Here is a 25,469-nt window from a genome sequence, read left to right on the forward strand (position 1 = left end):
ACGTGATGCATGGCGCTCTGCTGGTGGCGGGAACGACCTCGGACGCCGGCAAGAGCGCCCTGGTCACCGGGATCTGCCGGCTGCTCGCGCGCCGGGGTGTCGCGGTGGCGCCGTTCAAGGCGCAGAACATGTCGAACAACTCCGTCGTCACGCTCGACGGCGGCGAGATCGGTCGTGCTCAGGCGGTGCAGGCGCTCGCGTGCGGGCTCGCGCCGAGCGTCGCCTTCAACCCGGTGCTGCTCAAGCCGGGTAGCGACCGCAGCTCGCAGGTGGTCGTGCGGGGCCGGGTGGACGGCACGGTGAGCGCGCGGTCCTACCAGCACCGCAAGGCCGCGCTGCTCGACGTCGTCACCGCGAGCCTCGCCGACCTGCGCGCCCGCTACGACGTGGTGGTCTGCGAGGGCGCCGGGTCGCCCGCGGAGATCAACCTGCGGGCGAACGACATCGCGAACATGGGCCTCGCGCAGGCCGCCGACCTGCCGGTCGTGATCGTCGGCGACATCGACCGCGGGGGAGTGCTCGCCCACCTCTTCGGCACGCTCGCCGTGCTGGACCCCGCCGACCAGGCGCGCATCGCCGGGTTCGTCGTGAACAAGTTCCGCGGCGACCCGACCCTGCTCGCCCCCGGCCTCGACCAGCTCGCCGCGCTCACCGGCCGGCCCACGCTCGGTGTGCTGCCATGGGAGGAGCGGCTGTGGCTGGACGCGGAGGACTCCCTGTCGGCCGTGGCCGACGGTGTGCTCGGCAGGCCCGCGCCGCCGCTCGGGTCGCAGTGGCTGCGGGTGGCCGTGGTGCGGCTGCCGCGCATCTCCAACGCCACCGACGCCGAGGCGCTCGCCGCCGAGCCGGGGGTCGCCGTCCGGTACGTGACGGAGCCGTCCCGGCTGGCCGACGCCGACCTCGTGGTGCTGCCCGGGTCCAAGTCCACGGTCTCCGACCTGGCGTGGCTGTTCCGGACCGGGCTCGCCGACGCCGTGCTCGCCCACGCGGCCGCCGGGCGGCCGGTGCTCGGCATCTGCGGCGGCTACCAGATGCTCGGCAGGCGGATCCTCGATCCGCACCACGTCGAGGGCGGGGACGCCGATGGGCTGGGGCTGCTGGATCTCGAGGTGGAGTTCGACGCCGACAAGCACCTGGGCAACCCCGAGTCGACGGCGTGGGGCGAGCCGGTCCGCGGCTACGAGATCCACCACGGCCGGGTGCTCCGCAGCGGCGACCCGCACCTGCTGGACGGCGAGGGCTCGGACGCGGGCCCCGTGCTCGGCACGCACTGGCACGGCCTGCTGGAGAACGACGCGTTCCGCCGCGCCCTGCTGCGCCGCATCGCCGACCACGCCGGACGGACCGGTTTCGTCCCCGCCCCGGACACCTCGTTCGCCGAGCACCGGACGGCCCAGCTCGACGTGCTCGCGGACCTCGTCGAGAAGCACCTCGACGTCCGCGCACTTGAACATGTCATCAATCACGGTGTGCCCGCGGACCTCCCGGTGGTGACCACCGGTCTGGCAGGCTCCCGGGCGTGAGCGGTCCGCAGTTCCCCTTCTCCGCCGTCGTCGGCCACGACGACCTCCGGCTCGCGCTGCTGCTCAACGCCGTGCACCCGGGCGTCGGCGGCGTGCTCGTGCGGGGGGAGAAGGGCACCGCCAAGTCGACGGCCGTACGCGCGCTCGCGGCGCTGCTGCCGGCGCTCGACGTGGTGCCCGGCTGCCGGTTCGGCTGCGCGCCCGGCGCTCCCGACCCGGCCTGCCCGGACGGGCCGCACCCGGCCGGTGTCGCCGCCGAGATCCGCCCCGCCCGGCTCGTCGAGCTGCCGGTGGGTGCCACCGAGGACCGCCTCGTCGGTTCGCTCGACCTGGAGCGCGCCCTCTCCGAGGGCGTGCGGGCCTACCAGCCCGGCCTGCTCGCCGACGCGCACCGCGGCGTGCTGTACGTCGACGAGGTCAACCTGCTGCACGACCACCTGGTGGACCTGCTGCTCGACGCCGCCGCCATGGGGCGCGCCCACGTCGAGCGCGACGGGGTCTCGGTCTCGCACGCGGCGCGGTTCCTGCTGGTCGGCACCATGAACCCGGAGGAGGGTGAGCTGCGCCCGCAGCTGCTCGACCGGTTCGGGCTCACCGTCGAGGTGCGGGCGGCGCGGGACGTCGAGACGCGCGTGGAGGTCGTGCGGCGCAGGCTCGCGTTCGAGGCCGACCCCGCCGCGTTCGTCGCGACCTGGCAGGACGAGGAGCGCGGCACCGCCGGCCGGATCGCCGAGGCCAGGGACCGGGTCGGAGCCGTGGTGCTCCCGGACGCCGAGCTGCGCCGCATCGCGGCAGTCTGCGCGGCGTTCGACGTCGACGGGATGCGCGCCGACCTCGTGATCGCACGCGCCGCCGTCGCCCACGCGGCCTGGCGGGGGGCAGACGCCGTCGCTGAGGAGGACGTGCGGGTCGCCGCGCGGCTCGCGCTGCCGCACCGGCGCCGCCGGGACCCGTTCGACGAGCCGGGGATGGACGAGCAGGCCCTGGACGACGCGCTGCGCGAGGCCGCCGAGCAGGAACCCCCGGACGGCCCGGACGACAGCGGACCCGACAGCGGACCCGGCGGCGGCGCCCCGGAACCCGGGGAGGAGACGCCTGCCGCCGGCTCCGAGACCGACGCGACCCCCCGGCCGGCGGGAGACGGCCGGGCCCAGGCCGCGCCGCCTGCCTCCGCCCCGTTCCGGGCGCGGCTGCTGCAGGTGCCCGGCATCGGGGAGGGGGCGCCCGGGCGCCGGTCGCGGGCGCGCACCGACACCGGGCGGGTGGTCCGCTCGTCCGGGGCCGCGCCGCGGCGCGCCGCCGACCTGCACCTGCCCGCCACGATCGCCGCGGCCGCCCCGCACCAGCAGGGCCGCGGCCGCACGGGCCCCGGCCTGCGGCTGCACGCGGGCGACCTGCGCAGCGCCGAGCGGGAGGGCCGGGAGGGCAACCTCGTGCTCTTCGCCGTCGACGCGTCCGGCTCGATGGCCGCCAGGCAGCGGATGGCCGCCGTGAGCGGGGCGGTGCTCTCTCTGCTGCGTGACGCCTACCAGCGCCGGGACAAGGTCGGGCTGGTCTCGTTCCGCGCCGGGAGCGCTGAGCTGGTGCTGCCGCCGACTACCAGCGTGCCGGCCGCGCAGGCCCGGCTCGCGCAGCTGCGAACCGGTGGCCGCACGCCGCTGGCCGACGGGCTGCTGCGGGCGCGGGCGGTCCTGCGCGTCGAGCGCCTGCGGGACCCGCGGCGCCGGGCCATGCTCGTGCTGCTCACCGACGGCCGCGCCACCGTGGCCGCCCGCCCCGGCGGCGACCCGGTGCAGGACGCCTGCCGCGCCGCGGGACTGCTCGCCGCCGACGGGGTGGCCACCATCGTGGTCGACTGCGAGAACGGCCCCGTCCGGCTCGGCCTGGCCGCCCGCGTGGCGGCCGCCGCGGGCGGACCCGCCCTCGGTCTCGCGGAGCTGTCGGCCGACCAGGTCGCGGGCGTCGTCCGCGCCGCGCGCGCCGCGTAGGAGGGGAACATGCCGCAGGGGCAGGTCAGCACGGTTCCGGACGACGGGCTCACCACCCGCCAGCGCCGCAACCGGCCGCTGGTCGTCGTGCACACCGGGGAGATGAAGGGCAAGTCGACCGCCGCGTTCGGGCTGGCGCTGCGCGGCTGGAACCAGGGCTGGTCGATCGGGGTGTTCCAGTTCGTGAAGTCGGCGAAGTGGAAGGTCGGCGAGGAGGCCGCGTTCCGCGCGCTCGGGCGCGTGCACGAGGAGACCGGGGAGGGTGGCCCGGTCGAGTGGCACAAGATGGGCGAGGGCTGGTCCTGGACGCGCAAGAAGGGCTCCGACGATGACCACGCCGCCGCGGCGGCCGAGGGGTGGGCGGAGATCCGCCGCCGCCTGGAGGCGCAGGCGCACGGTCTGTACGTGCTCGACGAGTTCACCTACCCGATCAAGTGGGGATGGGTGGACGTGCACGAGGTCGTCGAGGTGCTCGCCGCCCGCCAGGGCCGCCAGCACGTCGTGATCACCGGCCGGGACGCCGCCCCCGAGCTCATCGAGGCCGCCGACCTCGTGATGGAGACCACCAAGGTCAAGCACCCGATGGACGCGGGCCAGAAGGGGCAGCGCGGCATCGAGTGGTGATCAGGCGGGTGGTGATCAGGCCACGAGGTCGCCGTACTCGTCGGAGTGCTTCTCCACGTACCCCTTCACGAACGGGCACACCGCGCGCACCTTCTTGCCCTGGGCGCGCACGTCGTCCAGCGCCCCGCGCACCAGCGCGCTGCCGACGCCCTTGCCCTCGAAGGCGGACATGACCTCGGTGTGGACGAACGTCACGATGCGGTCGGAGGCCCGGTACTCGGCGACGCCGGCGAGCTCACCGTCGATCCGGGCCTCGTAGCGTCGGTGCTCTGGCGCGTTCGTGACGTCCATGCCGATCGACGCTAGTCGCTGGACGGCGGTGCTCACAGCCGGTGGAGGGCGTGGGGCCGGCAGGAGTAGACAGATCGCATGGAGTACACGCGACTCGGCTCGACCGGCCTGCAGGTCTCACGGATCTGCCTCGGCATGATGAGCTACGGCACGCCCGACTGGCGGGAGTGGGTGCTGGACGTCGACGCATCGCGGCCGCTCGTGCGCAGCGCGGTCGAGGCGGGCATCACGTTCTTCGACACCGCCGACAGCTACTCGCTCGGGGTGGGCGAGGAGGTCACCGGCACGCTGCTGCGCGAGTTCTTCCCGCGCCGCGAGGACTACGTCCTCGCCACCAAGGTCTTCTTCCCGATGAGCGACCGGCCCGGCGACCGCGGCCTGTCGCGCAAGCACATCATGGCCGGCATCGACAACTCGCTGCGCCGGCTGGGCACCGACCACGTCGACCTCTACCAGATCCACCGGTTCGACCCCGAGACCCCGATCGAGGAGACGATGGAGGCGCTGCACGACGTCGTGCGCGCCGGGAAGGCCCGCTACATCGGCGCCTCCAGCATGTACGCGTGGCAGTTCGCCAAGGCGCAGGCCACCGCCGACCTGGGCGGCTGGACCCGGTTCGTCTCGATGCAGGACCACTACAACCTGATCTACCGCGAGGAGGAGCGGGAGATGCACCCGCTCTGCCTCGACCAGGGCGTCGGCGTGATCCCGTGGAGCCCGCTCGCCCGCGGCCGGCTCGCCCGGCTGCCCGAGGAGCGCACCACCACCCGCTCCGGCAGCGACCCGATCGCCGACAACATGTACACCGAGGCCGACGACGCCGTCGTGCGGGCGGTCGCCGACGTCGCGAAGGCCCGTGAGCTGCCGCTCGCGCGGGTGGCGCTCGCCTGGATGCTGCACAAGGAGGCGGTCACCGCGCCGATCGTCGGGGCCACCAAGCCGGGGCACATCGACGACGCGGTCGCCGCGGTCGACGTGCAGCTCTCCGACGAGGAGATCGCCGCGCTGGAGGCGCCGTACGTGCCGCACCCGGTGCTCGGGCACGCATGACCCGAGCGCTGGTGGTCGCCGCGCCCGCCTCGGGCAGCGGCAAGACCACCGTCGCCACCGGGCTGATGGCCGCGCTGCGGCGGCGGGGCACCACGGTGGCGCCGTTCAAGGTGGGGCCGGACTACATCGACCCCGGCTACCACACGCTTGCCGCCGGCCGGCCCGGGCGCAACCTCGACCCGGTGCTCGTCGGCGCCGACCGGATCGCCCCGCTGGCGCGGCACGGCTCGGCGGGTGCCGAGATCGCCGTGGTCGAGGGCGTGATGGGCCTGTTCGACGGGCGCATCCCCGACGGGGCGGGCTCCACGGCTGAGGTTGCCGGCCTCCTCAGGGCCCCGGTTCTGCTGGTGGTCGACTGCCGGGGCCAGTCGCGCAGCCTGGCCGCGCTGCTGCACGGCTTCCGCTCCTTCGACCCGGCCCCGCGCGGCGGAGGCGGAGCGCCCATCGACAGGGCGCGGATCGCAGGCGTCGTGCTCAACCGGGTGGGCAGCGCCCGGCACGAGGAGGTGCTGCGCGCTGCCGCCGACGAGGCCGGGCTGCCGGTGCTCGGGGCCCTGCCGCGCCAGGACGCGCTGGCCGTCCCGTCCCGCCATCTCGGACTCGTGACGGCGGCCGAGCACGGGGGAGCGGCCACCGCAGCCGTCGACGCGATGGCCGAGCTGGTGGCCGCCCACGTCGACCTGGACGCCGTGACCGCGATGGCCGCGCCGCTGCCGGCCGGCCCGGCGTGGTCACCCGCGGATGCCGTGCACGGACGTGGCACTCGCGGTGCCGGGACGTCCCGGAGCGTCGTGGCTGTGCTCGGCGGGCCCGCCTTCACCTTCGGCTACGCCGAGCACGTCGAGCTGCTCGCCGCCGCGGGGGCGGAGCCGGTCACCGTCGACCCGCTGCGCGACGCCGCCCTCCCGCCCGGCGCGGGCGCGATCGTGCTGCCCGGCGGCTTCCCCGAGGAGCACGTCGCCGGGCTCGCGGGCAACGAGCCACTGCTCGCCGCGGTGCGGGAGCTGGCGGTCTCCGGCGCGCCGGTGCACGCGGAGTGCGGAGGACTGCTGTACCTGTGCGAGACGCTCGACGGGACCCCCATGGCCGGCGTGCTCCCGGCCGCCGCGACCCGCTCCGAGCGGCTCACCCTCGGTTACCGGGACGCGGTAGCGCTCGCCGACTCGGCGCTGCATCCCGCGGGCGCGCGGGTGACGGGGCACGAGTTCCACCACTGGGCGGTGACCCCACGTGCGGGCAGGCCCGCCGCATGGGGCTGGCGGGGGGCCGAGCCGGAGGGGTTCGTCACCGGCGGCGTCCACGCGTCGTTCCTGCACACGCATCCCGCGGGGGATCCGGCGGCGGTGGCGCGGTTCGTGCGAGGTATCTCCGGCTGACCCGCGCGCCTCATCACAGCGCGTGGCGAGTGGTCGTCCACTGATCCCTGATCAGTGGATGCGACCGCCGGGCCCGCTTGCTACCGTTCAGTAACCGACGCTCGATGGGGAGGTCGCCGTGGCGCTCATCACGCCCCACCCCCGCTCCCGCAGGCGCCACGCCCCCCGGATCGGGCTCGTGCTCGGCGCAGGTGGCCTTCTCGGTTCGGCCTGGACGGCGGGCGTGCTCCCGCTCCTCGCCGAGCGCCTCGACCGGCCACTGGGCGACCTCGATCTCGTGCTCGGCACCAGCGCGGGCGCGGTGCTCGGCGCGGCGGTGCGGTGCGGGATGGACGTGCCGGAGCTGCTCGCCCACCAGCGGGGCGCCGACCCGGCCGCCGTCCCCGACCGCAGGCCCGACGAGCTGCCCGACCTGCGCGCGATCGAGCGCGAGTCCGGCGACGGGCGGCCGCCGGTGCCGCTGCCGTTCCTCGGCTCGCCCCGGCTGCTCGCCGTGGCAGCCGTCTCCCCGTGCCGGATGAATCCCGTCGTCGCCGCGTCCGGCCTGCTGCCGCTGGGCCGGCGGCGGATGACCTCGCTGGTGCGGATGGTCGACGTCCTGCAGTCCCGTGGCGGCTCGCGGGCCGACGGCTGGGTGCCCGGCAACCCGTTGTGGGTGGTGGCGGTCGACTACGACTCCGGGCGTCGCGCGGTGTTCGGGCGCGAGGGGGCTCCGGCCGCGTCCGTCGCCGACGCCGTACTCGCGTCGTGCGCGATCCCGGGCTGGTTCGCGCCCCAGGTGATCGGCGGCCGCCGCTACGTCGACGGCGGCGTCGCCTCGGCCACGTCCCTCGCGCTGCTCGCCCGGCCGGGTGCGCCGGTGCTGGACGAGGTGTACGTGCTCGCCCCGATGGCCAGCTACCACTACGACCGCCCCACCGACCCAGTCGCGGTGGTCGAGCGCCGGGTGCGCCGCCTGCTCACCCGCTGGCTCGACGCCGAGGTGCGGGCGGTGCGCGAGCTGGGCACCCGGGTCACCGTGCTGACCCCGGGCCCGGCCGACCTGCGGGCGATGGGCGGCAACCTGATGAACCCGCGCCGCCGCCTCCAGGTGCTGGACACGGCGCTGGAGACCTCGGCCGGGGCGCTGGACGCCGGCCGCAGCACGGCCGCCTGACCCGTCGGGGGATTGCAGCAAAGCCACTTTCATCCAACGTCATCGCGTGGAAGTGGCTTTGCTGCAATGGAGCGCTCGTAGTCGGGCAGCGGGAACGAGCGGGCCGCCTCGTCGACCCCGCCCGTCAGCAGCCGTTTCACCGGCCCGAGGTACGGGAGCGCGGCGAGCACGGCGTTGCGCATCCAGAGGGCTGTGCGCGTCTGCGGGATCAGGCCGGCGCCGCCCGACTTCGCGAGCTCCTGGTTGCGCTCGACGAACGGGCGCAGCGCCCGCTCGTACGCGGTGAAGGCGACGGTCGCGTCGCCGCCCGCCGCGGCGAGCTCCCCTGCGAGCACGTACGCACCGATGAGCGCGAGGCTGGTGCCCTGTCCGGACAGCAGGGCGGGCGCGTAGGCCGCGTCGCCCACCAGCGCCACCCGGCCGCGGCTCCACCCCGGTATCCGGATCTGGCTGACGGTGTCGAAGAAGAAGTCCTCGGCGGACCGCATGGCCTCGACCAGCCGCGGGACCTCCCACCCGCCTCCGTCGAACGCCGTCGCCACGACGTCCCGCTGTGCCGGGACGTCCCCCGGATCGACGGCGAACCCGGGCGGGGTGGCGAAGGCGAGCATCCCGATGAGCCGGTGCCGCCCGCGCACGGCGTTGACGCCCGCCATCCGCCCCGGGGTGTTGTGCGCGACGAACTCCCGGTCGAGGTTCCGGCCCACGTTCGTGGCCTCGTCGAGGGAGAACCCCGCGAAGGCGAAGCCGAGGTCGTGGCGGAAGCGGTCTTCTGGCCCGAAGGTGAGCCCTCGGACGGTGGAGTGCAGCCCGTCCGCCCCGACCACGAGGTCGAAGGTGCGCGGCGGCGCGTTGCGGAACGTCACGTGCACACCGCCGGCGTCCTGCTCGAGGGCGGTGATCGTGTCTCCGAACAGGTACTCGACGTCGTCACGGGTGTGCTCGTGGAGCAGGCGCGCGAGGTCGCCGCGGGGGAGCTCGACGTCACGGCCCGCCGGGCTGCCGGTGACCTCGTCGGGGGTGACCCGCGCGATCACCCGCCCGCGGGCGCCGACGAACGTTCCGCCCCGGCTGTCGACGTGCGCGTCGCGGACCGCGGGCAGCAGGCCCATGCGGTCGACGACGTCGAGCGCCCCTGCGCGGACGTCGACCGGGTAGCCGCCGTCCCGGGCCGCCGGGGCGCGCTCCACGATGACGGGGCGGAAGCCGTGGTGGTGCAGCCAGAACGCGAGCGCCGGCCCGGCGATGCTCGCGCCGGAGATCAGGATCGTGCGGGTCATGAGTTCCTTCCCAGATTGCCTACTTGCCGCACGGTAAGCAGCGAACTGACCGGGCGGCAAGTAGATAACCGGTAGGCTTCGCGACGTGCCACGCCGCAACGCCGACACGCGGGAGGACATCCGCGCCGTCGCCCTCGAGCTGTTCGTCGAGAACGGGTTCGAGCAGACGAGCCTGCGCCAGATCGCGGAACGGCTCGGCATCACGAAGGCGGCGCTCTACTACCACTTCCCGTCGAAGGACGAGCTGCTCGCCGAGCTGGCCCAGCCGCTGGTCGACGATCTGGACGGCTTCTTCGCCCACGTCCGGGAGGTGGGGCCGGGCGATCCCGAGGCCATCCTCCGCCGCTACCTGGAGCTGTGCCACCGCCACCGGAAGCTGTTCCAGAGCGTGCTGCACGATCCGACGGTCCTCGCCCGGCTGGGCACGCTCGCCCAGGTGCTCTACCGCCGACTCGAGGTGGACCGGCTGCTGGTCGGCAGCGACCTGCCCGCCGACCGGGTCCGGGCGATCATCGCGTTCGGGGGCGTGCAGGACTCCGTGGTGCTGATGGGCGACGAGCCGCTGGACGGCTACGCCGATGCCGCCGTGGCATCGGCGGTGCGGGCGCTGCGGCCGGGATGAGTGCGCAACGTCGCAGTCCGCTCGTCCGCATGGACTCCGCGGCGCACCGCGGCACAGACTGACCGGCGTGGAGCGCGGGAAGGTGTCGTTCGTGGGGGCCGGGCCGGGTGCGGCCGACCTCATCACGCTGCGGGGAGCCCGGCGGATCGCCGAGGCGGACGTCGTGATCTGGGCGGCCAGCCTGGTGATGCCCGAGTGCGTCACCGAGCACGCGCGGCCCGACGCCGAGCTGGTCGACTCCTCGCAGATCGCGCACGAGGACGTCCTCGCGCTCTACCGCCGCGCCGCCGCCGAGGGGTTGAAGGTCGCGCGCGTCCACTCCGGGGACCCGTCGCTGTGGGGCGCGGTGCAGGAGCAGTACGACGCGGCCGAGGAGCTCGGGCTCGAGGTGGAGATCGTGCCCGGCGTCTCGGCGTTCGGGGCGGCCGCCGCCGTCGCCGGCCGGGAGCTGACCATCCCCGAGGTCGCGCAGTCGGTGGTGCTCACCCGGCTGGAGGGCGGCAAGACCCCGATGCCGCCGAAGGAGAAGCTGCGGGAGTTCGCCCGCCACGGCACCACGATGGCGATCTTCCTGTCCGCCGCGCGTTCGGGGCAGATGGTCACCGAGCTGCGCGCGGGCGGCTACCCCGACGACACCCCGGTGGTCGTCGCGCACCGCACCAGCTGGCCCGACGAGCTGACGCTGCGCTGCCGGCTCGACGAGGTCGAGCACGTCTGCAAGCAGAACAAGCTGTGGCGCCACACCCTGTTCCTGGTGGGCCCCGCGCTCGCGGCCGCGGGAACGAGGAGTCACCTCTACCACCCGGGCCACTTCCACACGTTCCGCAAGCCCGACCGGGCGGCGCGCCGCGAGCTCCGGGCCCGCCGATCCTCGTGAGCCCGGCTCTCGACCGACCAACGGCGCGTTCGTCGGAACCTATCCGACGAACGCGCCGTTCGTCGGAAACGGTTGCTGTGATCGGGGTCGACGGGGAGCCTCTGTCCGCGGTCGCGCTCGATGCGCTCGCCCGGGCCGAGGTCGTGGTGGGGGCTGCGCGGCACCTCGAGGCCGTCCCCGTGCCGGCCACCGCCGAGCGGGTCGTGCTGGGCTCGGTGGAGGCCGGCCTGGAGCGGCTGGCCGGGCGGCGTGGTGTCGTGCTCGCCAGCGGGGACCCGGGGTTCTTCGGCATCGTGCGGCTCCTGCGCTCGCACGGGCACGAGCCCGTCGTGCACCCCGCGCGCTCCAGCGTGCAGCTGCTGTTCGCGCGGATCGGGCGGTCCTGGGACGACGTCACCGTCGTCAGCGCGCACGGGCGGGACCTGCGGCCGGCGGTCAACGTCTGCCGGGCGCGGCCTGCCGTCGCCGTGTTCACCGCGCCGGGCGCCGGGCCCGCGGAGATCGGCGCCGCCCTGGACGGGTGGCCGCGCACACTGGTGGTCGCCGAGGACCTCGGTGGGCCGGGGGAGCGGCTCGTCACGCTCCCCGCCCGCGAGGCCGCTGCCCGCGACTGGCACCCGCTCACTGTCGTCCTGTGCCTGCGGGACCCGGACGCTGTTCCGGCCAGGGGTTGGTACGCGGGCGGCGAGCCCGTCCCGCCCGCGGGCGGGTGGGCCCTTCCCGACGAGGCGTTCGACCACCGCGCCGGGATGGTCACGAAGGCCGAGGTGCGGGCGTTCGTGCTGGCCCGGCTCGGCCCGCGTCCCGGCGCCCTCGTGTGGGACGTCGGCGCCGGTTCCGGTTCGGTCGCCGTCGAGTGCGCCCGGCTCGGCGCGGCGGCGCTGGCCGTCGAACGGCGGGCCGACGACGCGGCGCGCATCGCCGCGAACGCGGCCACCCACGGCGTCGACGTGCGCGTCGTGGCCGGCGAGGCCCCGGCCGCGTTCGCCGGGCTGCCGCGGCCGGACGCGGTGTTCGTCGGCGGCGGAGGCCCGGACGTGGTCGCCGCCGCGGCGGCCGCCGGGCCCGAGCGCGTGGTCGTAGCGCTCGCCGCGCTCGACCGGATCGCGCCGACCCGCGCGGCGCTGCAGGCCGCCGGCCTGGCGGTGGACGGGGTGCAGCTCGCCGCGTCCCGCTTCGCAGACCTGCCGGACGGCTCCGTCCGGCTCGCCGCCACCAACCCGATCACGATCCTCTGGGGGACGAGCCGATGATCGCCCTGTTCGCTGTGACGGACGCCGGGCGGCGGGCCGCGGCCGAGCTCGCGCCCGCCCTCGACGCCCGGGTGCACGCGCTCGACGAGCTGCCCGAGCTGTGGCCCCGGCTGGACGCGGCCGTGTTCTTCCTCGCCACCGGCGCCACGGTGCGGTTGGTCGCGCCGTTGCTGGCGGACAAGCGCACCGACCCCGGTGTGGTCTGCGTCGACGAGGCCCGTCGCTTCGCCGTCGCACTGGCCGGCGGGCACGAGGGCGGTGCGAACGCGCTCGCCGAACGGGTCGGCGCGTTACTGGGCGCCCAGCCCGTGATCACGACGGCCTCCGACGCTACCGCCACCACCGGCGTTCACGACCTGGCCACCGCGCTCGACGCGGTGGTCGACGGCGACGCGGCGGCGGCCGGCCGCGCTCTGCTGGACGGCACGGCGGTGGTCGAGAACCCGCTCGGTTTCCCGCTGCCCCCGCTCCCGGGACGTCAGCAAAGCCACTTCGCTGACGTCCGGGTCGTCGTGAGCGACCGTGTGCATGAGACCGACGACCGAGTCGTCCGGGTCGTGCCGCCCACGCTCGTCGTCGGGATCGGCTCCGCGCGGGGAGTGCCTGCGGCCGCCGTCGTCGCAGCAATTCGGCGCATCGAGACCGAGCACGGGTTCGACCTGCGCGCCGTGCGCGCGTACGCGAGCGTCGACCTCAAGGCGGACGAGGCCGGGATCCTCGCCGCGATCGCGCCCGCCGAGCTGCGGACGTACCCCGCGGAGGTGCTCGCCCGGGTCGCCGTGCCGAACCCGAGTGAGGTGGTGCGCGCCGAGGTCGGTACGGCGAGCGTCGCCGAGGCCGCCGCCCTGCACGCGGCCGCCGAGCTGGGCGGCGGGGCGCCGGTCGAGCTGGTCGTCGAGAAGCTGAAGGGCGAGAACGTGACGGTTGCGGCGGCGCGGATCCGGCCCCGCGGGCGGCTCGCGATCGTCGGGCTGGGGCCGGGCGCGGCCGACCTGCGGGTGCCGCGCGCCGAGACCGAGCTGCGCCGCGCCTCCGTGGTGGTCGGCCTCGACCAGTACGTCGACCAGGTCCGCCGCCTGCTCCGCCCGGGCACCGAGATCCGGGCGAGCGGCCTCGGCGACGAGGAGCAGCGGGCAGCCGACGCCGTCGCGCTCGCCGCGAAGGGCCGGGCGGTCGCGCTGATCGGGTCCGGCGATGCGGGCGTCTACGCGATGGCGAGCCCCGCGCTGCAGCAGGCCGGGGCCGACATCGAGGTCGTCGGTGTCCCCGGCGTCACGGCCGCGCTCGCCGCCGCCGCGTTGCTCGGTGCCCCGCTCGGGCACGACCACGTGCTGATCTCGCTCTCGGACCTGCACACCCCGTGGCCGGTGATCGAACGGCGGATCGCCGCCGCTGCCGAGGCCGACCTCGTCACCTGCTTCTACAACCCCCGCAGCCGCGACCGGCACTGGCAGCTCGGCGCCGCCCTCGACGCCTTCCGCGCCCACCGCCCGCCCACCACGCCCGTCGGCGCCGTCCGGCAGGCGGGGCGGCCGGGGCAACGGGTGTGGACGGCCCCACTCGCGGAGTTCGACCCGGCCGAGGTCGACATGCTCACGACCGTGGTCGTCGGGTCGTCGGCCACGCGGATGGTGGCGGGGCGGATGGTCACGCCGCGGGGTTATCGCTGGAGCTGATCACCGCGGTACCGTCGTTGCATGGCGATGTCCCTGCGGCTCACCGACGAGGAGACCGAGGCCCTGCGGGCGCAGGCGGAGCGCGAGGGCCGGTCGATGCAGGTCGTCGCCCGGGCCGCGATCAGGCAGTACATCGAGCAGGACGGGCACCGCGCACGCGTGGCCGCCTCCGCGAGCGCCGGCGCACGCCGGTACGCGGAGGCGCTGCGTCGGCTCGGTGAGGCGTGACCGAGTACCTCGACGCCGACGACCTCCTGGCCATCGCGCAGTACGCGATCGGCGGCGAGGTCGCGATCCGGGACCACGGGCTCCTCGCCTCAGCGGCGGCGCGACCCCAGGCGAGTGCCTTCGGCGCCGACGTCTACCCGTCGCTGCACGTGAAGGCGCGGCGCTGCTGCACTCGCTCGCCGGCAACCGCCCGTTGGTGGACGGCAACAAGCGCCTCGCGTGGCTCGCGACCTACGTGTTCCTCGACACCAACGGCCACGCCCCGATCGCGAGCCAGGACGCCGTCTTCGACCTGGTGATGGCGGTAGCGTCCGGTGCGCTCGACGACCTGGAGAAGATCGCCGGGCAGCTCGCCGCCTGGTCCCGGGACCGGTAGCGACTCGCGTACACCCAGACCGCGACTCGCGGGAAGGGTGCGACCTCGGGCACGCGGTGGGGGAGTGGCGGCGCGCGGCGGGTTAGGCTCGGCCGGCTGCGCGGGAACCCGGTGCGACCCCGGGGCGGTCCCGCCACTGTGATCCGCGAACTCGCGGCAGCCAGACCTCGCGCGGCGCACCCACCACCGACCCCGTCCGGGCGTGGACACCCGGGGAGGAGCACCGTGAACGCGCGCACTGCCGTGCATCCGATCGAGCAGGAGTCGTACGCGATCCTGCGCAGCAGGCTCGACACCTCCGATCTGCCGCCGCTCACGCGCGCGGTCGTCGAGCGGGTGGTGCACACGAGCGCCGACACCACGTGGGTCGGTGACCTGGTCGCTGACGAGGAGGCGCTGCGCGCGGGCCGGGAGGCCCTGCTCGCGGGGGCGCCGCTGGTCACGGACGTGCGGATGCTGGCCGCCGGGATCACCGCGCGTCCTGCGGTGGTGGCGCTGGACCTCGCCGGGGAGCCGGAGCCCGGGCTGACCCGCTCCGCGGCCGGGATCAGGGCCGCCGCCGCGCAGCACCCGGAGGGCGCGGTGTGGGCGATCGGGAACGCGCCGACCGCGCTGCACGAGCTGGTGCGCTGCGCCACCGACGGCATGGTGCGCACACCGCTCGTGGTCGGCCTGCCGGTCGGGTTCGTCGGTGCCGTGGCGGCGAAGGCGGCGCTGCGCGCTTCAGGGTTGCCGGCCGTCAGCAACCGCAGCGAGCGGGGTGGGGCCGCCGTCGCGGCCGCTGCCGTGAACGCGCTGCTCTACGCGGAGGTGGAGTGATGGCACCGCCGCTGCTGCTCGTCGGCCACGGCACGGTCGATGCGACCGGTGTGGAGGAGTTCGTCGCCTTCACCGGCCGCATGCGCGGGATGCTGGACGTGGACGTGGCGGGCGGTTTCATCGAGCTGTCGGCGCCCACCGTCCACCAGGCGTGGACCGAGCTGTCGGAGCGCGGGCACCAAAGGATGGCGGCCGTGCCGATGGTGCTGGTCGCGGCCGGGCACGCGAAGGGGGACATCCCGGCGGCGCTGCAGCGCGAGGTCGTGCGCGACCCGGCCACCGGTTACGTCTTCGGCCGCCCGCTCGGGCCGCACCCGCTGCTGCAGCAGGTCCTCGAAGCCCGGATCGGCGAGGTGGCCCCGGCAGGCGACACGGCCGTGCTGCTCGTCGGCCGGGGGTCCACCGACCCCGACGCCAACGCGGAGATCTGCAAGGTCGCGCGGCTGTTGCAGGAGGGGCGCGGGTACGACTTCGTCGAGCCGGCGTTCGTCTCGTTGGCCGCCCCCGACGTGCCGGCCGGGCTGGCCCGCTGCCGGGCACTGGGCGCGCGGCGCGTGGTGGTGGCGCCCTACTTCCTGTTCGACGGGGTGCTGCCGCGCCGGGTGGGCGACCAGGCCCGCGCGTTCGCCGCGAGCCACCCGGACGTCGACGTGCGGGTGGCGCGGCACATCGGCGACTGCCCCGAGCTCGCGCAGCTGGTGACGGAGCGCTACCGCGAGGCGCTGCACGGCGACATCCGGATGAACTGCGACACCTGCGCCTACCGCGTCCTGCTGCCCGGGTTCGAGGACAAGCTCGGCGCCGCGCAGACCCCGCACCACCACCCGGACGATCCCTCACACGGTCATGGGCACGGCCACGGGCACGGCCACGGACACGTCGTCGCGCGATGATGTCGCACGTGGATCCGTATCTCGTCGGGCTCGACCTGGCCGGCCGCCGCGTCGTCGTGGTCGGTGGCGGCGGCGTCGCCCAGCGCCGCCTGGGCGGGCTGCTCACCGCGGGGGCCGACGTCGAGGTCGTGGCGCCGCAGGTCACCCCGGCGGTCGAGGCCATGGCCACCGCGGGGGAGCTGCGCTGGACGGCGCGCGGCTTCCGGGCCGGTGACCTGGACGGCGCCTGGTACGCCATCGCGTGCACCGACGATCCGAACGTGAACGCGCAGGTGGGTGCGGAGGCGCTGGAGCGGCGGGTGTTCTGCGTCCGCGCCGACGACGCGCCGCGGGGCAGCGCGGTCACGCCGGCCGTCGGGCGGCACGACGGGCTGACGGTCGGCGTCCTCGCCGGGGGCAACCCCCGCCGGTCGGCTGCGGTGCGCACGGCGCTGGTCGAGGCTCTGCACGCCGGGGTCGTGGACGATGCCGCGGAGCCGGTGCGGCCGGGCGTCGCGCTCGTCGGGGGCGGGCCGGGCGATCCGGAACTCATCACGGTGCGCGGCAGGCGGCTGCTCTCGCGCGCCGACGTCGTGGTCACCGACCGGCTCGGCCCGCGCGACCTGCTCGACACGCTCGGCCCGCACGTCGAGGTGATCGACGCCTCCAAGATCCCCTACGGCCGTGCGATGAACCAGGCCCGGATCAACGAGCTGCTCGTCGAGCACGCCCGTGCCGGCAAGTTCGTGGTGCGGCTCAAGGGCGGGGACCCGTACGTGTTCGGCCGCGGCTTCGAGGAGGCCCTCGCCTGCGCCGAGGCCGGGGTGCCGGTCACGGTCGTACCCGGTGTGACGAGCGCGTTCGCCGCGCCCGCCGTCGCGGACGTGCCGGTGAGCCACCGCGGGGTGGCGCACGAGATCGTCGTGGTGTCCGGGCACGTCGCGCCGGACGACCCGCGCAGCCTCGTCGACTGGCCCGCGCTCGCGCGGCTGCGGGGCACGGTGGTGCTGCTGATGGCCGTGGAGCGGATCGGGGCGTTCGCCGAGGCGCTGATGGCGGGCGGCCGCCCCGCGGACACGCCCGTGGCAGTGGTGCAGGACGGCACCATGCGGATCCAGCGGACGCTGCGCGCGACGCTCGCCACCGTCGCCGACGAGGTTCGCGAGCAGGGGATCAACCCGCCCGCCGTGGTCGTCGTCGGGCCGGTCGCCGGCCTCGCCGAGGGCGTCACCGCGAGTAGTAGCTGATCTTGTCGTCGAGCACGGCGATCGCGGCCTGCAGCCGCCGGGCGCGGTCGACGAGCTCCTCCCGGCGCCTGCGCAGGAAGCCCACCCGGTCGCCGGTGCCCTCGCTGCGCAGCAGCTCGGTGAACCGGCGCAGGTCGGCGATGCCGAGCTCGGCGTCGCGCAGGCAGGTGACGATGCCGATCCAGGTGAGGTCGTCCGCGGTGTAGCGGCGGTGCCCGCTCGTGGCGCGCTCGATCGGTCCGATCAGCCCCTCCCGCTCGTAGTAGCGCAGCGTGTCGAGGGACAGCCCGGTGCGCCGGGCGGCCTCGGCCGGGTCGACCGTGGGGACGTCGGGGGAGAGGGCCATGGCATCAGGTTGCCGCATCGAGCCGCTCCCGATGCGCGCCGGTCAGGACGATCTCCTCGGCGGCCATCGCCTCCGCCAGCTGGTCGGCGCCGCTCACCCCGACGATGGGGGAGATCGCCGGCAGGCCGCCCAGGAGCCAGGCCAGCACCACTGGTTGCGCGTGGCGCCGAGCTCGTCCGCGACGGCGTCCAGCGCCGCCAGTCGCCGCGCGGTGCCGGGGTGTCGTACGCCTGCGGGAACGGCCGGTCGGCACGCACGTACCCTCCGTTCAGCAGCGGCGTGTAGGCCCACACCTCGAGGTCCTCGGCCGCGGCGTAGTCGAGGTCGTCGGGGCTCATCAGGCGGTGCCCCGCATCCGGGAGCGGGGCCCCGGGCCGTGGCTCCACGTAGGAGCGGCGCAGCTGTAGGGCGCTCCACCCCTCGACGCCCTGGTCGCGGGCGATCCCGCGGGCCCGCTCGACGCGCCAGGCCGCGTGGTTGGACGCCCCGAGCCGGCGCGCGACACCCTGCGCGACGACCTCGCCGAACGCGGCGACGGTCTCCTCCAGCGGCACCGTCCGGTCCTCGGCGTGCGCCCACAGCAGGTCGACGTGGTCGACGCCGAGCCGGCGCAGGCTCGCCGGGACCGCGTCCGCGATCGCGGCGGCGGAGAGCCCCTCCGCCGACTCCGGCCAGCGGTGCGGCACCAGCGGCTGCTGCCGCACCTTGGTGGCGATCCGCACCCGGTCCCGCACGCCGGGGCGGGCGGCGAGCCAGCGGCCGATCAGCTCCTCGCTCTGCCCGCCGACACCGCTCGGGTCGTTCCAGAACGCGTAGCAGTTCGCGGTGTCGATCCAGGCGCCGCCGGCGTCGACGTAGGCGTCGAGCAGGGCGAACGCCGTGTCGTCCGCGACCGTGGTGCCGAAGTTCATCGCACCGAGGACGATCCGTCCACGGCGGGGGAGCGCAGCCGTCATGCGGGCACCCTCGATGCTGGAGCGCGCTCCAGGTCAAGCTGCGGCACGTGCGAGAGTGGTGGCGTGCCGGAACCGGAGCGCTCCCTCCTCGACCTCACCGTCCGCGAGCTGCTCGACTCCGTCGCCGCGCGCACGCCGGCGCCCGGTGGAGGCGGCGTCGCCGCGCTCGTCACGGCGATGGCGGCCGGTCTCACCGCGATGGCCGCTCGGTTCGGCGACGGTGCGGTCGCCGCGCGCGCCGACGAGCTGCGCGCCACCGCCGCCCCGCTCGCCGACCAGGACGCGGCCGCGTACGGGGGCTTCCTGGAGGCCACCCGCCGCCCGCGCGACGACCCGGATCGCGCCGACGCCGTCGCGCGGGCGCGGCAGGACACCATCGCCGTGCCCGTCGTGATCGCCGACGTCGCGGGCGAGGTGGCCGGTCTCGCCGCCGACCTGGTGCTCAACGGCAACCCGAACCTGCGCAGCGACGCCGCCGCGGCCGTCCATCTCGCAGCCGGCGCGGCGGCCACGGCGGCCGAGCTGCTCGCCGCGAACGTCAAGGGCGAGCAGGGGGTCGCCGAGCGCGACCGCGCCCGCGAGATCGCGGCCGCGGCTCGCGTGCTCACCGAACAGGTGGACCGGGAGTGACCGCCTAGCGGTGGCTGCCGCCCGGCCATGACCTAAGAGGCGCCGGCGGCGGCGCGGGCCGGGTGGCGCGGCCACCAGCTGCGCTCGCCGAGCAGCGTCAGCACCGACGGCAGGATGAGGATCCGCAGCACCACGGCGTCGAACAGCACGGCCACCAGCTGCGCTCGCCGAGCAGCGTCAGCACCGACGGCAGGATGAGGATCCGCAGCACCACGGCGTCGAACAGCACGGCCACCGACAGCCCGACCGCCACCTGCTTCATCTCGATCCGGTCGATGAACAGGAAGCTCGCGAACACCGAGAGCATGATCACCGCCGCGCTGGTGACGACGGCGGCGGAGCCGGCGATCCCGTCGAGCACGGCCTGCCGGGTCGGCACCCCGCTGCGCACGGCCTCGCGGATGCGGCTGACCAGGAAGATCTGGTAGTCGGTGGACAGGCCCACCAGGATCGCGAAGACCATCAGCGGCATCCGCGACCCGACGAAGCCCATGGACTCGAACCCGAGCAGGTCCTCGGCCCACGTCCCCTGGAACACCAGGACGAGCACACCCCAGGCGACGGCCACGGAGGCGAGGTTGAAGGCGACGCCGAGCGCCGCCAGCGGCAGCGACCGGAACGCGACCAGCATCACGAGCAGCGTTGCCAGTGTCACGAACACGATCACGGCCGGGATCCGGGCGTCCTGGTGCGCGGCGTAGTCGACGCCGCGCGCGATCTCCCCGCTCACCGCGTGCTCGACGCCAGGGCCGGGCAGGGCGGCGGGCAGGACCTGCGCGCGCAGCTGCTGCAGCGAGGCGTGCGCCTCGGGGGAGTTCTCCGGGTGCGGCACCGGCACCCGGAACACGCTCGTCGTGCCGTCGGCGCTGGTGCGGAGCTCGTTCCCCGGGGTGCGCGCCGCGAGCCCGTCGAGGGCGACGGCCACGTCTGCGGCCCGCTCCGGCGCGGCGCGGACGGCCACGAGGTGCGCCGCGCCGGCGTCGGGGAAGGCCGCGGTGAGCCGGTCGTATGCGGCGACGGCGGGCACGCTCACCGGGAACGTCTCCTTGCCCTCGGTGGCCAGCCGCATCGCCGCGGCCGGCAGCGCGAGCGCGGCCGTGACCGCGAGGCCGGCCACCAGCGTCGCGACCGGGCGGCGGAGCGCGGGCTGCAGCACCCGCTGCCACCGCCCGCTCGCCCCGTTCCGCGCGTGCCGGCGGCCGCCCGTGAAGCGTCCCAGCACGACGAGCAGCGCGGGCAGCACGGTGAGCGAGCCGGCCACCGCGACGGCGACGACGAGCATCGCGCCGGTGGCGATCGAGGAGAAGATCACGTCGCCGACCAGGTGCAGGCCGGCAAGCGACAGGATGACGGCGACCCCGGACGTCAGGACGACCCGGCCGGACGTTTCCGCTGCGGCCTCCACGGCGGCGCGGTGTGCGAGCCCGCGGGCCCGTTCCTCGCGGACGCGCTTGACGAGGAACAGCGCGTAGTCGACGCCGACCGCCATCCCGAGCAGGAACACCACGCTGATCGCGGCACCGCCGGCGTCCGGGAACACCCACGACGCCACCCCGTACAGGCCGACCGCGCCGGCGAACGCCGACAGGGCCAGCAGGACCGGCAGCCCCGCGGCCACCGCGGACCCGAACGCCAGGAACAGGATCGCGAACGTCAGGGGCAGGCTGATCAGCTCGACCCGGCCCAGGTCGGCGCCCAGCTTGTCGTCGACCCCAGCCGAGATCGAGGAACCGCCCGTCTGGACGACGACGAGGCCGGGGTGCGCGGCTTGCACGGCCGCCGTCTCGGGCAGCAGCGCGCGCACGGCCCTGCGGGCGGTGTCGGGGTCGCCGGCGAGCGTGACCGGCACGCGCACCGCGCTCCCGTCGGCGGCGCTCACCGGCTCGCCGACGCCCGCGACCTGGGGCAACGCCCGCATCCGCGCCGTGACCTCCCGCGTGGCGGCCTCGGCGGCCACCGGGTCGAGCGGACCGGTCGGTGCGGTGATCAGCACCTGCTCCACCGGTGGCGGCGTCAGACCCGCGTCGGCCGCGATGGCCTCGGCGCGGCCCGCCTCCCCGACCCGGAAGTCGGCGAGCGTGCCGCGGTTGGTCCCGGTGGCCGCGCCCGCGCCGACGCACAGCACCACGAACGCGACCCAGCAGACGATCGCCCACCACGGGCGCCGCGCACTCCAGGTCGCCACCCGCACCGCCGCACCGCGCTCCTCGTCGATCACCAGGCGAGCGTGGCCCGCCGGTGCCGCTGCGTCACTGCGGTGCCCCGGTCAGCAGGAGGTGGGGACAACCCCACCCGGGGAGCCTCCCCCTCGGTGGGCGGGCGCTCCCGGCCGGGTCACCATCCTCACGACGCGTTGACCCGCGCACCCGCGGTGTGGTCCAGTTCCCGGTGACGTGCAGTGCAGGAAGCCGGTGCGAATCCGGCGCGGTCCCGCCACTGTCACCGGGGGACACCCCGCGAGCCAGACACTCGCTGCCGTCACGACTCCGCCGAGCAGAGGGCGCGGACCCTCGGGAGGAACGCCGATGACGCAGCCCGTGCTGCTGCTCTCCACCGCCGACACCGAACTGCTGGCCGCTCGCGGCTCCGGTGCGCTCTACCGCACCGCGAACCCGGCGCGCGTCGAACCCGAGGGGCTGCCCGCGCTGCTCGACGGCGTCGCCGTCGTCGTGCTGCGGCTGCTGGGCGGGCGCCGGGCCTGGCCGGAAGGGGTCGACGCGCTGGTCGCCTCCGGGCTGCCGGTCGTGCTGCTGGGTGGCGAGGCCGCGCCGGACGCAGAGCTGATGGCCGCCTCGACCGTGCCGGCAGGCGTCGCTTCCGAGGCGCTCGCCTACCTCGCGGCAGGCGGCACCGCCAACCTGCGCGAGCTGCACCGCTTCCTCTCCGACACCGTGCTGCTCACCGGCGAGGGCTTCGAGCCCCCGGCCGCGACGCCGGAGTTCGGCGTGCACGGCTCCCGGGAGCAGGACCCGGCGCGCCCGACCGTCGGCGTCGTCTTCTACCGGGCGCACGCCCTGTCCGGGAACACCGCGTTCGTCGACGTCCTGTGCGACGCGATCGAGGCCAGGGGCGCGAACGCGCTGCCGGTGTTCTGCGGGTCGCTGCGCGGGGCGCAGCCGGAGCTGATGGAGCTGCTCGGACGGGCGGACGCGCTGGTCGCCACGGTGCTCGCGGCGGGCGGCACCGTCGCGGCCGACGCGAGCGCAGGCGGCGAGGAGGACTCGTGGAACGCGGGCGCGCTCGCCACCCTCGACGTCCCGGTCCTGCAGGGCCTGTGCCTCACGACGTCGCGCGCGACGTGGGCGGAGTCGGACGCCGCGCTCTCGCCGATGGACGCCGCGATGCAGGTCGCGATCCCGGAGTTCGACGGTCGCCTGATCACGGTGCCGTTCTCGTTCAAGGAGACCGAGCCCGGCGACGACATCCCGGTCTACCGCGCCGACCCCGAGCGCGCCGCCCGGCTGGCCGGCCTCGCGGTGCGGCACGCCCGGCTGCACGCCACCCCGGTCGCCTCCCGGAAGCTCGCGGTGGTGCTCTCGTCGTACCCGACCAAGCACTCGCGCGTGGGCAACGCGGTCGGGCTGGACACGCCCGCGTCCGCCGTCGTGCTGCTGCGCGCCCTGCGGGAGGCCGGCTACGCGGTCGGTGACTTCCCGGAAGACTCCGACGAGCTGATCCATTCGCTGATCGCGGCAGGCGGGCACGACGTCGAGTGGCTCACCGAGGACCAGCTGGCCGCCGCACCGGCGCGCGTCCGGCTCTCCGACTACCGGCGCTGGTTCGACGCCCTCCCGGCCGCGCTCACCGACGGCATGCGGGAGCACTGGGGCGAGCCGCCCGGCTCGCTCTACGTCGACCGGGACGAGATCGTGCTGGCCTCGCTGCGGTTCGGCAACGTCGTGCTGATGATCCAGCCGCCGCGCGGGTTCGGCGAGAACCCGGTGGCGATCTACCACGACCCGGACCTGCCGCCGTCGCACCACTACCTGGCCGCGTACCGCTGGCTCGACCACGAGTTCGGCGCCGACGCCGTGATCCACCTCGGCAAGCACGGCACCCTGGAATGGCTGCCCGGCAAGGGCCTCGGCCTGGCCGCCGAGGATGCCCCGGACGCCGTGCTCGGCGAGCTGCCGCTGGTGTACCCGTTCATCGTCAACGACCCGGGCGAGGGCACCCAGGCCAAGCGCCGCGGCCACGCCGTGGTGGTGGACCACCTCGTCCCACCCATGGCCCGAGCCGACACCTACGGCGAGATGGCCAAGCTCGAACAGCTCCTCGACGAGTACGCCACCGTGCAGGCCATGGACCCGGCGAAGCTCCCCGCCCTGCGCACGCAGATCTGGGAGGTCGTGACGGCGGCCCAGCTGCACCACGACCTGCACGTCGACGCCGCGCCAGGAGAGGAGTCGTTCGACGACTTCATCCTCCACATCGACGGCTACCTCTGCGAGGTCAAGGACGTCCAGATCCGCGACGGCCTGCACGTCCTCGGCGGCCCGCCGCGCGACGAGGCGCAGGTCAACCTGGTGCTGTCGATCCTGCGGGCCAGCCAGGTGTGGGGCGGGAAGCAGGCCCTCCCCGGCCTCCGCGCGGCCCTGGCGACGTGGGCGGGCCTGGACGAGCAGTCCCTCCTCGCAGCCCCCGGCGAGCGCCCCGACGCACTCGACCATTCCGACGAACGGCGCGTTCGTCGGATAGGTTCCGACGAACGCGCCGCTCGTCGGATTGGGCAGCTGCTCGCCGTCGCCCCGGGGCCTGCCGTCACCAACGCCGATCTCGTCGACGTGCTCGAGGGTGTCGCCCGGGCCCTCGTCTTCCGCCTCCAGGAGCGCGGATGGGCCGAGCCGGCCGCCGTGTGCTCCGAGCTGCTGGGGGAGGAGATCCCCTCGGTCGTGGCGGTGCTGGAGTTCGGGTGCGCCGAGGTCGTCCCCCGGCTGGATCGCACCACCGACGAGGTCACGGCCGTCCTCCACGCCCTCGACGGCGGGTACGTCCCGGCCGGGCCGTCCGGCTCGCCGACCCGCGGGCTGGTCAACGTGCTGCCGACCGGGCGGAACTTCTACTCGGTCGACCCGAAGGCGATCCCCTCCCGGTCGGCGTGGGAGATCGGTTCGGCGCTGGCCGACTCGCTGGTCGCGCGCCACGTCGCCGACACCGGCACGTACCCGCAGTCGGTGGGCCTCACCGTCTGGGGCACGAGCGCCATGCGCACCCAGGGTGACGACCTCGCGGAGATCCTCGCGCTCATCGGCTGCCGCCCGGTCTGGGACGACGCCTCGCGCCGCGTCACCGGCTTCGAGGTCGTGCCGCTCGAGGAGCTGGGGCGCCCGCGCATCGACGTCACCGTCCGCATCTCGGGCTTCTTCCGCGACGCGTTCCCGCATGTCATCGGCCTGCTCGACGACGCGATCCGCGCCGTCGCCGAGCTGGACGAACCGGCCGACCAGAACTACCTGCGGGCCCACGTCGAGGAGGACACCGCCCAGCACGGTGACCGCCGCCGCGCCACGTCCCGGATCTTCGGTTCCAAGCCGGGCGCGTACGGGGCCGGGCTGCTGCCGCTGATCGACGCCCGCAACTGGCGCAGCGACGCAGACCTCGCCGAGGTCTACGCGGTCTGGGGCGGCTACGCCTACGGCCGCGGCCTCGACGGGCGGGAGGCGCGGGCCGACATGGAGCAGTCCTTCCGGCGGATCGCCGTTGCCGCGAAGAACCAGGACACCCGCGAGCACGACATCGTCGACTCCGACGACTACTTCCAGTACCACGGCGGCATGGTCGCGATGGTGCGCGCGCTGACCGGGCGCTCGCCCGCCGCGTACGTCGGCGACTCCGCGGTGCCGCAGGCGGTGAAGACGCGCACCCTCGCGGAGGAGACCAAGCGGGTGTTCCGCGCCCGCGTGGTCAATCCGAAGTGGATCGCGGCCATGCAGCGCCACGGCTACAAGGGCGCGTTCGAGCTGGCCGCCACCGTCGACTACCTGTTCGGCTACGACGCCACCGCAGGCGTGGTCGACGACTGGATGTACGGGCAGCTCGCCGAGAGCTACGTCTTCGACGAGACCAACCGGGCGTTCATGGAGAAGTCGAACCCGTGGGCGCTGCGCGGCATCACCGAGCGCCTCCTCGAAGCGGCCGACCGGGGCATGTGGGCCAAGCCGGACGACGCGGTGCTCGACCGGCTCCGCCAGACCTACCTCGACCTCGAAGGTGATCTGGAGGGCGAGCAGTGAGCGAGCTTGCGAGCGAACCAGTGTCACAGCGCCTGCGCGAAGCGCC

At 75.2% G+C, this 25,469-nt stretch carries 22 protein-coding genes and 1 riboswitch; of the genes, 17 read left to right on the plus strand and 5 right to left on the minus strand.

The window, feature by feature from the left end; all coding sequences use genetic code 11:
• Positions 1–5: 5 nt before the first annotated feature.
• The 3 genes from FB388_RS09170 to cobO are packed head-to-tail and all read left to right on the plus strand — an operon-like array spanning position 6 to position 4,135.
• On the plus strand, positions 6–1,523 hold the full coding sequence (locus FB388_RS09170; RefSeq protein ID WP_142102800.1) for a cobyric acid synthase: 1,518 nt from the start codon (positions 6–8) through the stop codon (positions 1,521–1,523).
• Complete coding sequence (locus FB388_RS09175; protein ID WP_142099394.1) at positions 1,520–3,511, plus strand: putative cobaltochelatase; 1,992 nt, start codon at positions 1,520–1,522, stop codon at positions 3,509–3,511. The genes FB388_RS09170 and FB388_RS09175 overlap by 4 nt, the downstream gene beginning before the upstream one ends.
• Positions 3,512–3,520: 9 nt before the next feature.
• Positions 3,521–4,135, plus strand: a complete 615-nt coding sequence (cobO, locus tag FB388_RS09180) for a cob(I)yrinic acid a,c-diamide adenosyltransferase (protein WP_142099396.1) — start codon at positions 3,521–3,523, stop codon at positions 4,133–4,135.
• A gap of 15 nt (positions 4,136–4,150) precedes the next feature.
• On the opposite strand, the gene FB388_RS09185 is transcribed toward cobO, so the two are convergent.
• Positions 4,151–4,426 carry a GNAT family N-acetyltransferase gene (locus tag FB388_RS09185; protein WP_211361831.1) on the minus strand — a complete coding sequence of 92 codons (276 nt, stop codon included), beginning with the start codon at positions 4,424–4,426 and terminating at the stop codon, positions 4,151–4,153.
• Positions 4,427–4,504: 78 nt separating this feature from the next.
• Here FB388_RS09185 and FB388_RS09190 point away from each other — a divergent pair, with 78 nt between their 5' ends.
• The 3 genes from FB388_RS09190 (at position 4,505) to FB388_RS09200 (ending at position 8,008) form a co-directional block, all read left to right on the plus strand.
• Positions 4,505–5,476: an aldo/keto reductase gene (locus FB388_RS09190; RefSeq protein ID WP_142099398.1), complete on the plus strand. Its 972-nt coding sequence runs from the start codon at positions 4,505–4,507 to the stop codon at positions 5,474–5,476.
• Positions 5,473–6,852 (plus strand): cobyrinic acid a,c-diamide synthase CobB, encoded by a 1,380-nt coding sequence (locus FB388_RS09195; protein WP_142099401.1) that lies wholly within the window; start codon positions 5,473–5,475, stop codon positions 6,850–6,852. The genes FB388_RS09190 and FB388_RS09195 overlap by 4 nt, the downstream gene beginning before the upstream one ends.
• 118 nt (positions 6,853–6,970) lie before the next feature.
• Positions 6,971–8,008 carry a patatin-like phospholipase family protein gene (locus tag FB388_RS09200; protein WP_142099403.1) on the plus strand — a complete coding sequence of 346 codons (1,038 nt, stop codon included), beginning with the start codon at positions 6,971–6,973 and terminating at the stop codon, positions 8,006–8,008.
• 29 nt (positions 8,009–8,037) lie between these two features.
• On the opposite strand, the gene FB388_RS09205 is transcribed toward FB388_RS09200, so the two are convergent.
• Positions 8,038–9,288: an FAD-dependent monooxygenase gene (locus FB388_RS09205; RefSeq protein WP_142099405.1), complete on the minus strand. Its 1,251-nt coding sequence runs from the start codon at positions 9,286–9,288 to the stop codon at positions 8,038–8,040.
• A gap of 85 nt (positions 9,289–9,373) precedes the next feature.
• Between FB388_RS09205 and FB388_RS09210 the strand changes: the two genes are divergently transcribed.
• The 9 genes from FB388_RS09210 (at position 9,374) to cobA (ending at position 17,258) form a co-directional block, all read left to right on the plus strand.
• Complete coding sequence (locus tag FB388_RS09210; RefSeq protein ID WP_142099408.1) at positions 9,374–9,910, plus strand: TetR/AcrR family transcriptional regulator; 537 nt, start codon at positions 9,374–9,376, stop codon at positions 9,908–9,910.
• A 67-nt stretch (positions 9,911–9,977) separates the two neighbouring features.
• Positions 9,978–10,787, plus strand: a complete 810-nt coding sequence (gene cobM / locus FB388_RS09215; RefSeq protein WP_246121772.1) for a precorrin-4 C(11)-methyltransferase — start codon at positions 9,978–9,980, stop codon at positions 10,785–10,787.
• 77 nt (positions 10,788–10,864) lie between these two features.
• Positions 10,865–12,040: a precorrin-6y C5,15-methyltransferase (decarboxylating) subunit CbiE gene (gene cbiE, locus FB388_RS09220; protein WP_246121774.1), complete on the plus strand. Its 1,176-nt coding sequence runs from the start codon at positions 10,865–10,867 to the stop codon at positions 12,038–12,040.
• Positions 12,037–13,716, plus strand: a complete 1,680-nt coding sequence (cobJ, locus tag FB388_RS09225; RefSeq protein ID WP_142099412.1) for a precorrin-3B C(17)-methyltransferase — start codon at positions 12,037–12,039, stop codon at positions 13,714–13,716. The genes cbiE and cobJ overlap by 4 nt, the downstream gene beginning before the upstream one ends.
• A 21-nt stretch (positions 13,717–13,737) precedes the next feature.
• A complete protein-coding gene (locus FB388_RS09230) occupies positions 13,738–13,944 on the plus strand; it encodes a ribbon-helix-helix protein, CopG family (RefSeq protein WP_211361832.1) in 207 nt (68 codons plus the stop codon).
• Between the two features lie 196 nt (positions 13,945–14,140).
• Positions 14,141–14,320, plus strand: coding sequence for a hypothetical protein (locus FB388_RS40290; protein WP_246121776.1), 180 nt, complete (start codon positions 14,141–14,143; stop codon positions 14,318–14,320).
• 225 nt (positions 14,321–14,545) lie between these two features.
• Entirely contained in the window at positions 14,546–15,139 is a 594-nt protein-coding gene (locus FB388_RS09240; RefSeq protein ID WP_142099414.1) for a precorrin-8X methylmutase, read from the plus strand.
• On the plus strand, positions 15,139–16,032 hold the full coding sequence (locus FB388_RS09245; RefSeq protein ID WP_142099416.1) for a sirohydrochlorin chelatase: 894 nt from the start codon (positions 15,139–15,141) through the stop codon (positions 16,030–16,032). The genes FB388_RS09240 and FB388_RS09245 overlap by 1 nt, the downstream gene beginning before the upstream one ends.
• Positions 16,033–16,040: 8 nt before the next feature.
• Positions 16,041–17,258: a uroporphyrinogen-III C-methyltransferase gene (cobA, locus tag FB388_RS09250; protein ID WP_425468536.1), complete on the plus strand. Its 1,218-nt coding sequence runs from the start codon at positions 16,041–16,043 to the stop codon at positions 17,256–17,258.
• Here the strand turns inward: cobA and FB388_RS09255 are convergent.
• On the minus strand, positions 17,239–17,604 hold the full coding sequence (locus FB388_RS09255; protein WP_142099421.1) for a MerR family transcriptional regulator: 366 nt from the start codon (positions 17,602–17,604) through the stop codon (positions 17,239–17,241). The genes cobA and FB388_RS09255 overlap by 20 nt on opposite strands.
• Positions 17,502–18,560 carry an aldo/keto reductase gene (locus tag FB388_RS09260; RefSeq protein WP_211361833.1) on the minus strand — a complete coding sequence of 353 codons (1,059 nt, stop codon included), beginning with the start codon at positions 18,558–18,560 and terminating at the stop codon, positions 17,502–17,504. The genes FB388_RS09255 and FB388_RS09260 overlap by 103 nt, the downstream gene beginning before the upstream one ends.
• Positions 18,561–18,623: 63 nt before the next feature.
• Here FB388_RS09260 and FB388_RS09265 point away from each other — a divergent pair, with 63 nt between their 5' ends.
• On the plus strand, positions 18,624–19,190 hold the full coding sequence (locus FB388_RS09265; protein WP_142099423.1) for a cyclodeaminase/cyclohydrolase family protein: 567 nt from the start codon (positions 18,624–18,626) through the stop codon (positions 19,188–19,190).
• A 97-nt stretch (positions 19,191–19,287) separates the two neighbouring features.
• Here FB388_RS09265 and FB388_RS09270 read toward each other — a convergent pair whose 3' ends face one another.
• Positions 19,288–21,408: an MMPL family transporter gene (locus tag FB388_RS09270; protein ID WP_211361834.1), complete on the minus strand. Its 2,121-nt coding sequence runs from the start codon at positions 21,406–21,408 to the stop codon at positions 19,288–19,290.
• A 134-nt stretch (positions 21,409–21,542) separates the two neighbouring features.
• Positions 21,543–21,681, plus strand: a riboswitch (cobalamin riboswitch).
• A 34-nt stretch (positions 21,682–21,715) separates the two neighbouring features.
• Here FB388_RS09270 and cobN point away from each other — a divergent pair.
• Positions 21,716–25,423, plus strand: a complete 3,708-nt coding sequence (gene cobN / locus FB388_RS09275) for a cobaltochelatase subunit CobN (RefSeq protein ID WP_142099425.1) — start codon at positions 21,716–21,718, stop codon at positions 25,421–25,423.
• Positions 25,424–25,469 lie beyond the last annotated feature (46 nt).

This window comes from Pseudonocardia cypriaca (assembly GCF_006717045.1).
Classification (GTDB): domain Bacteria; phylum Actinomycetota; class Actinomycetes; order Mycobacteriales; family Pseudonocardiaceae; genus Pseudonocardia; species Pseudonocardia cypriaca.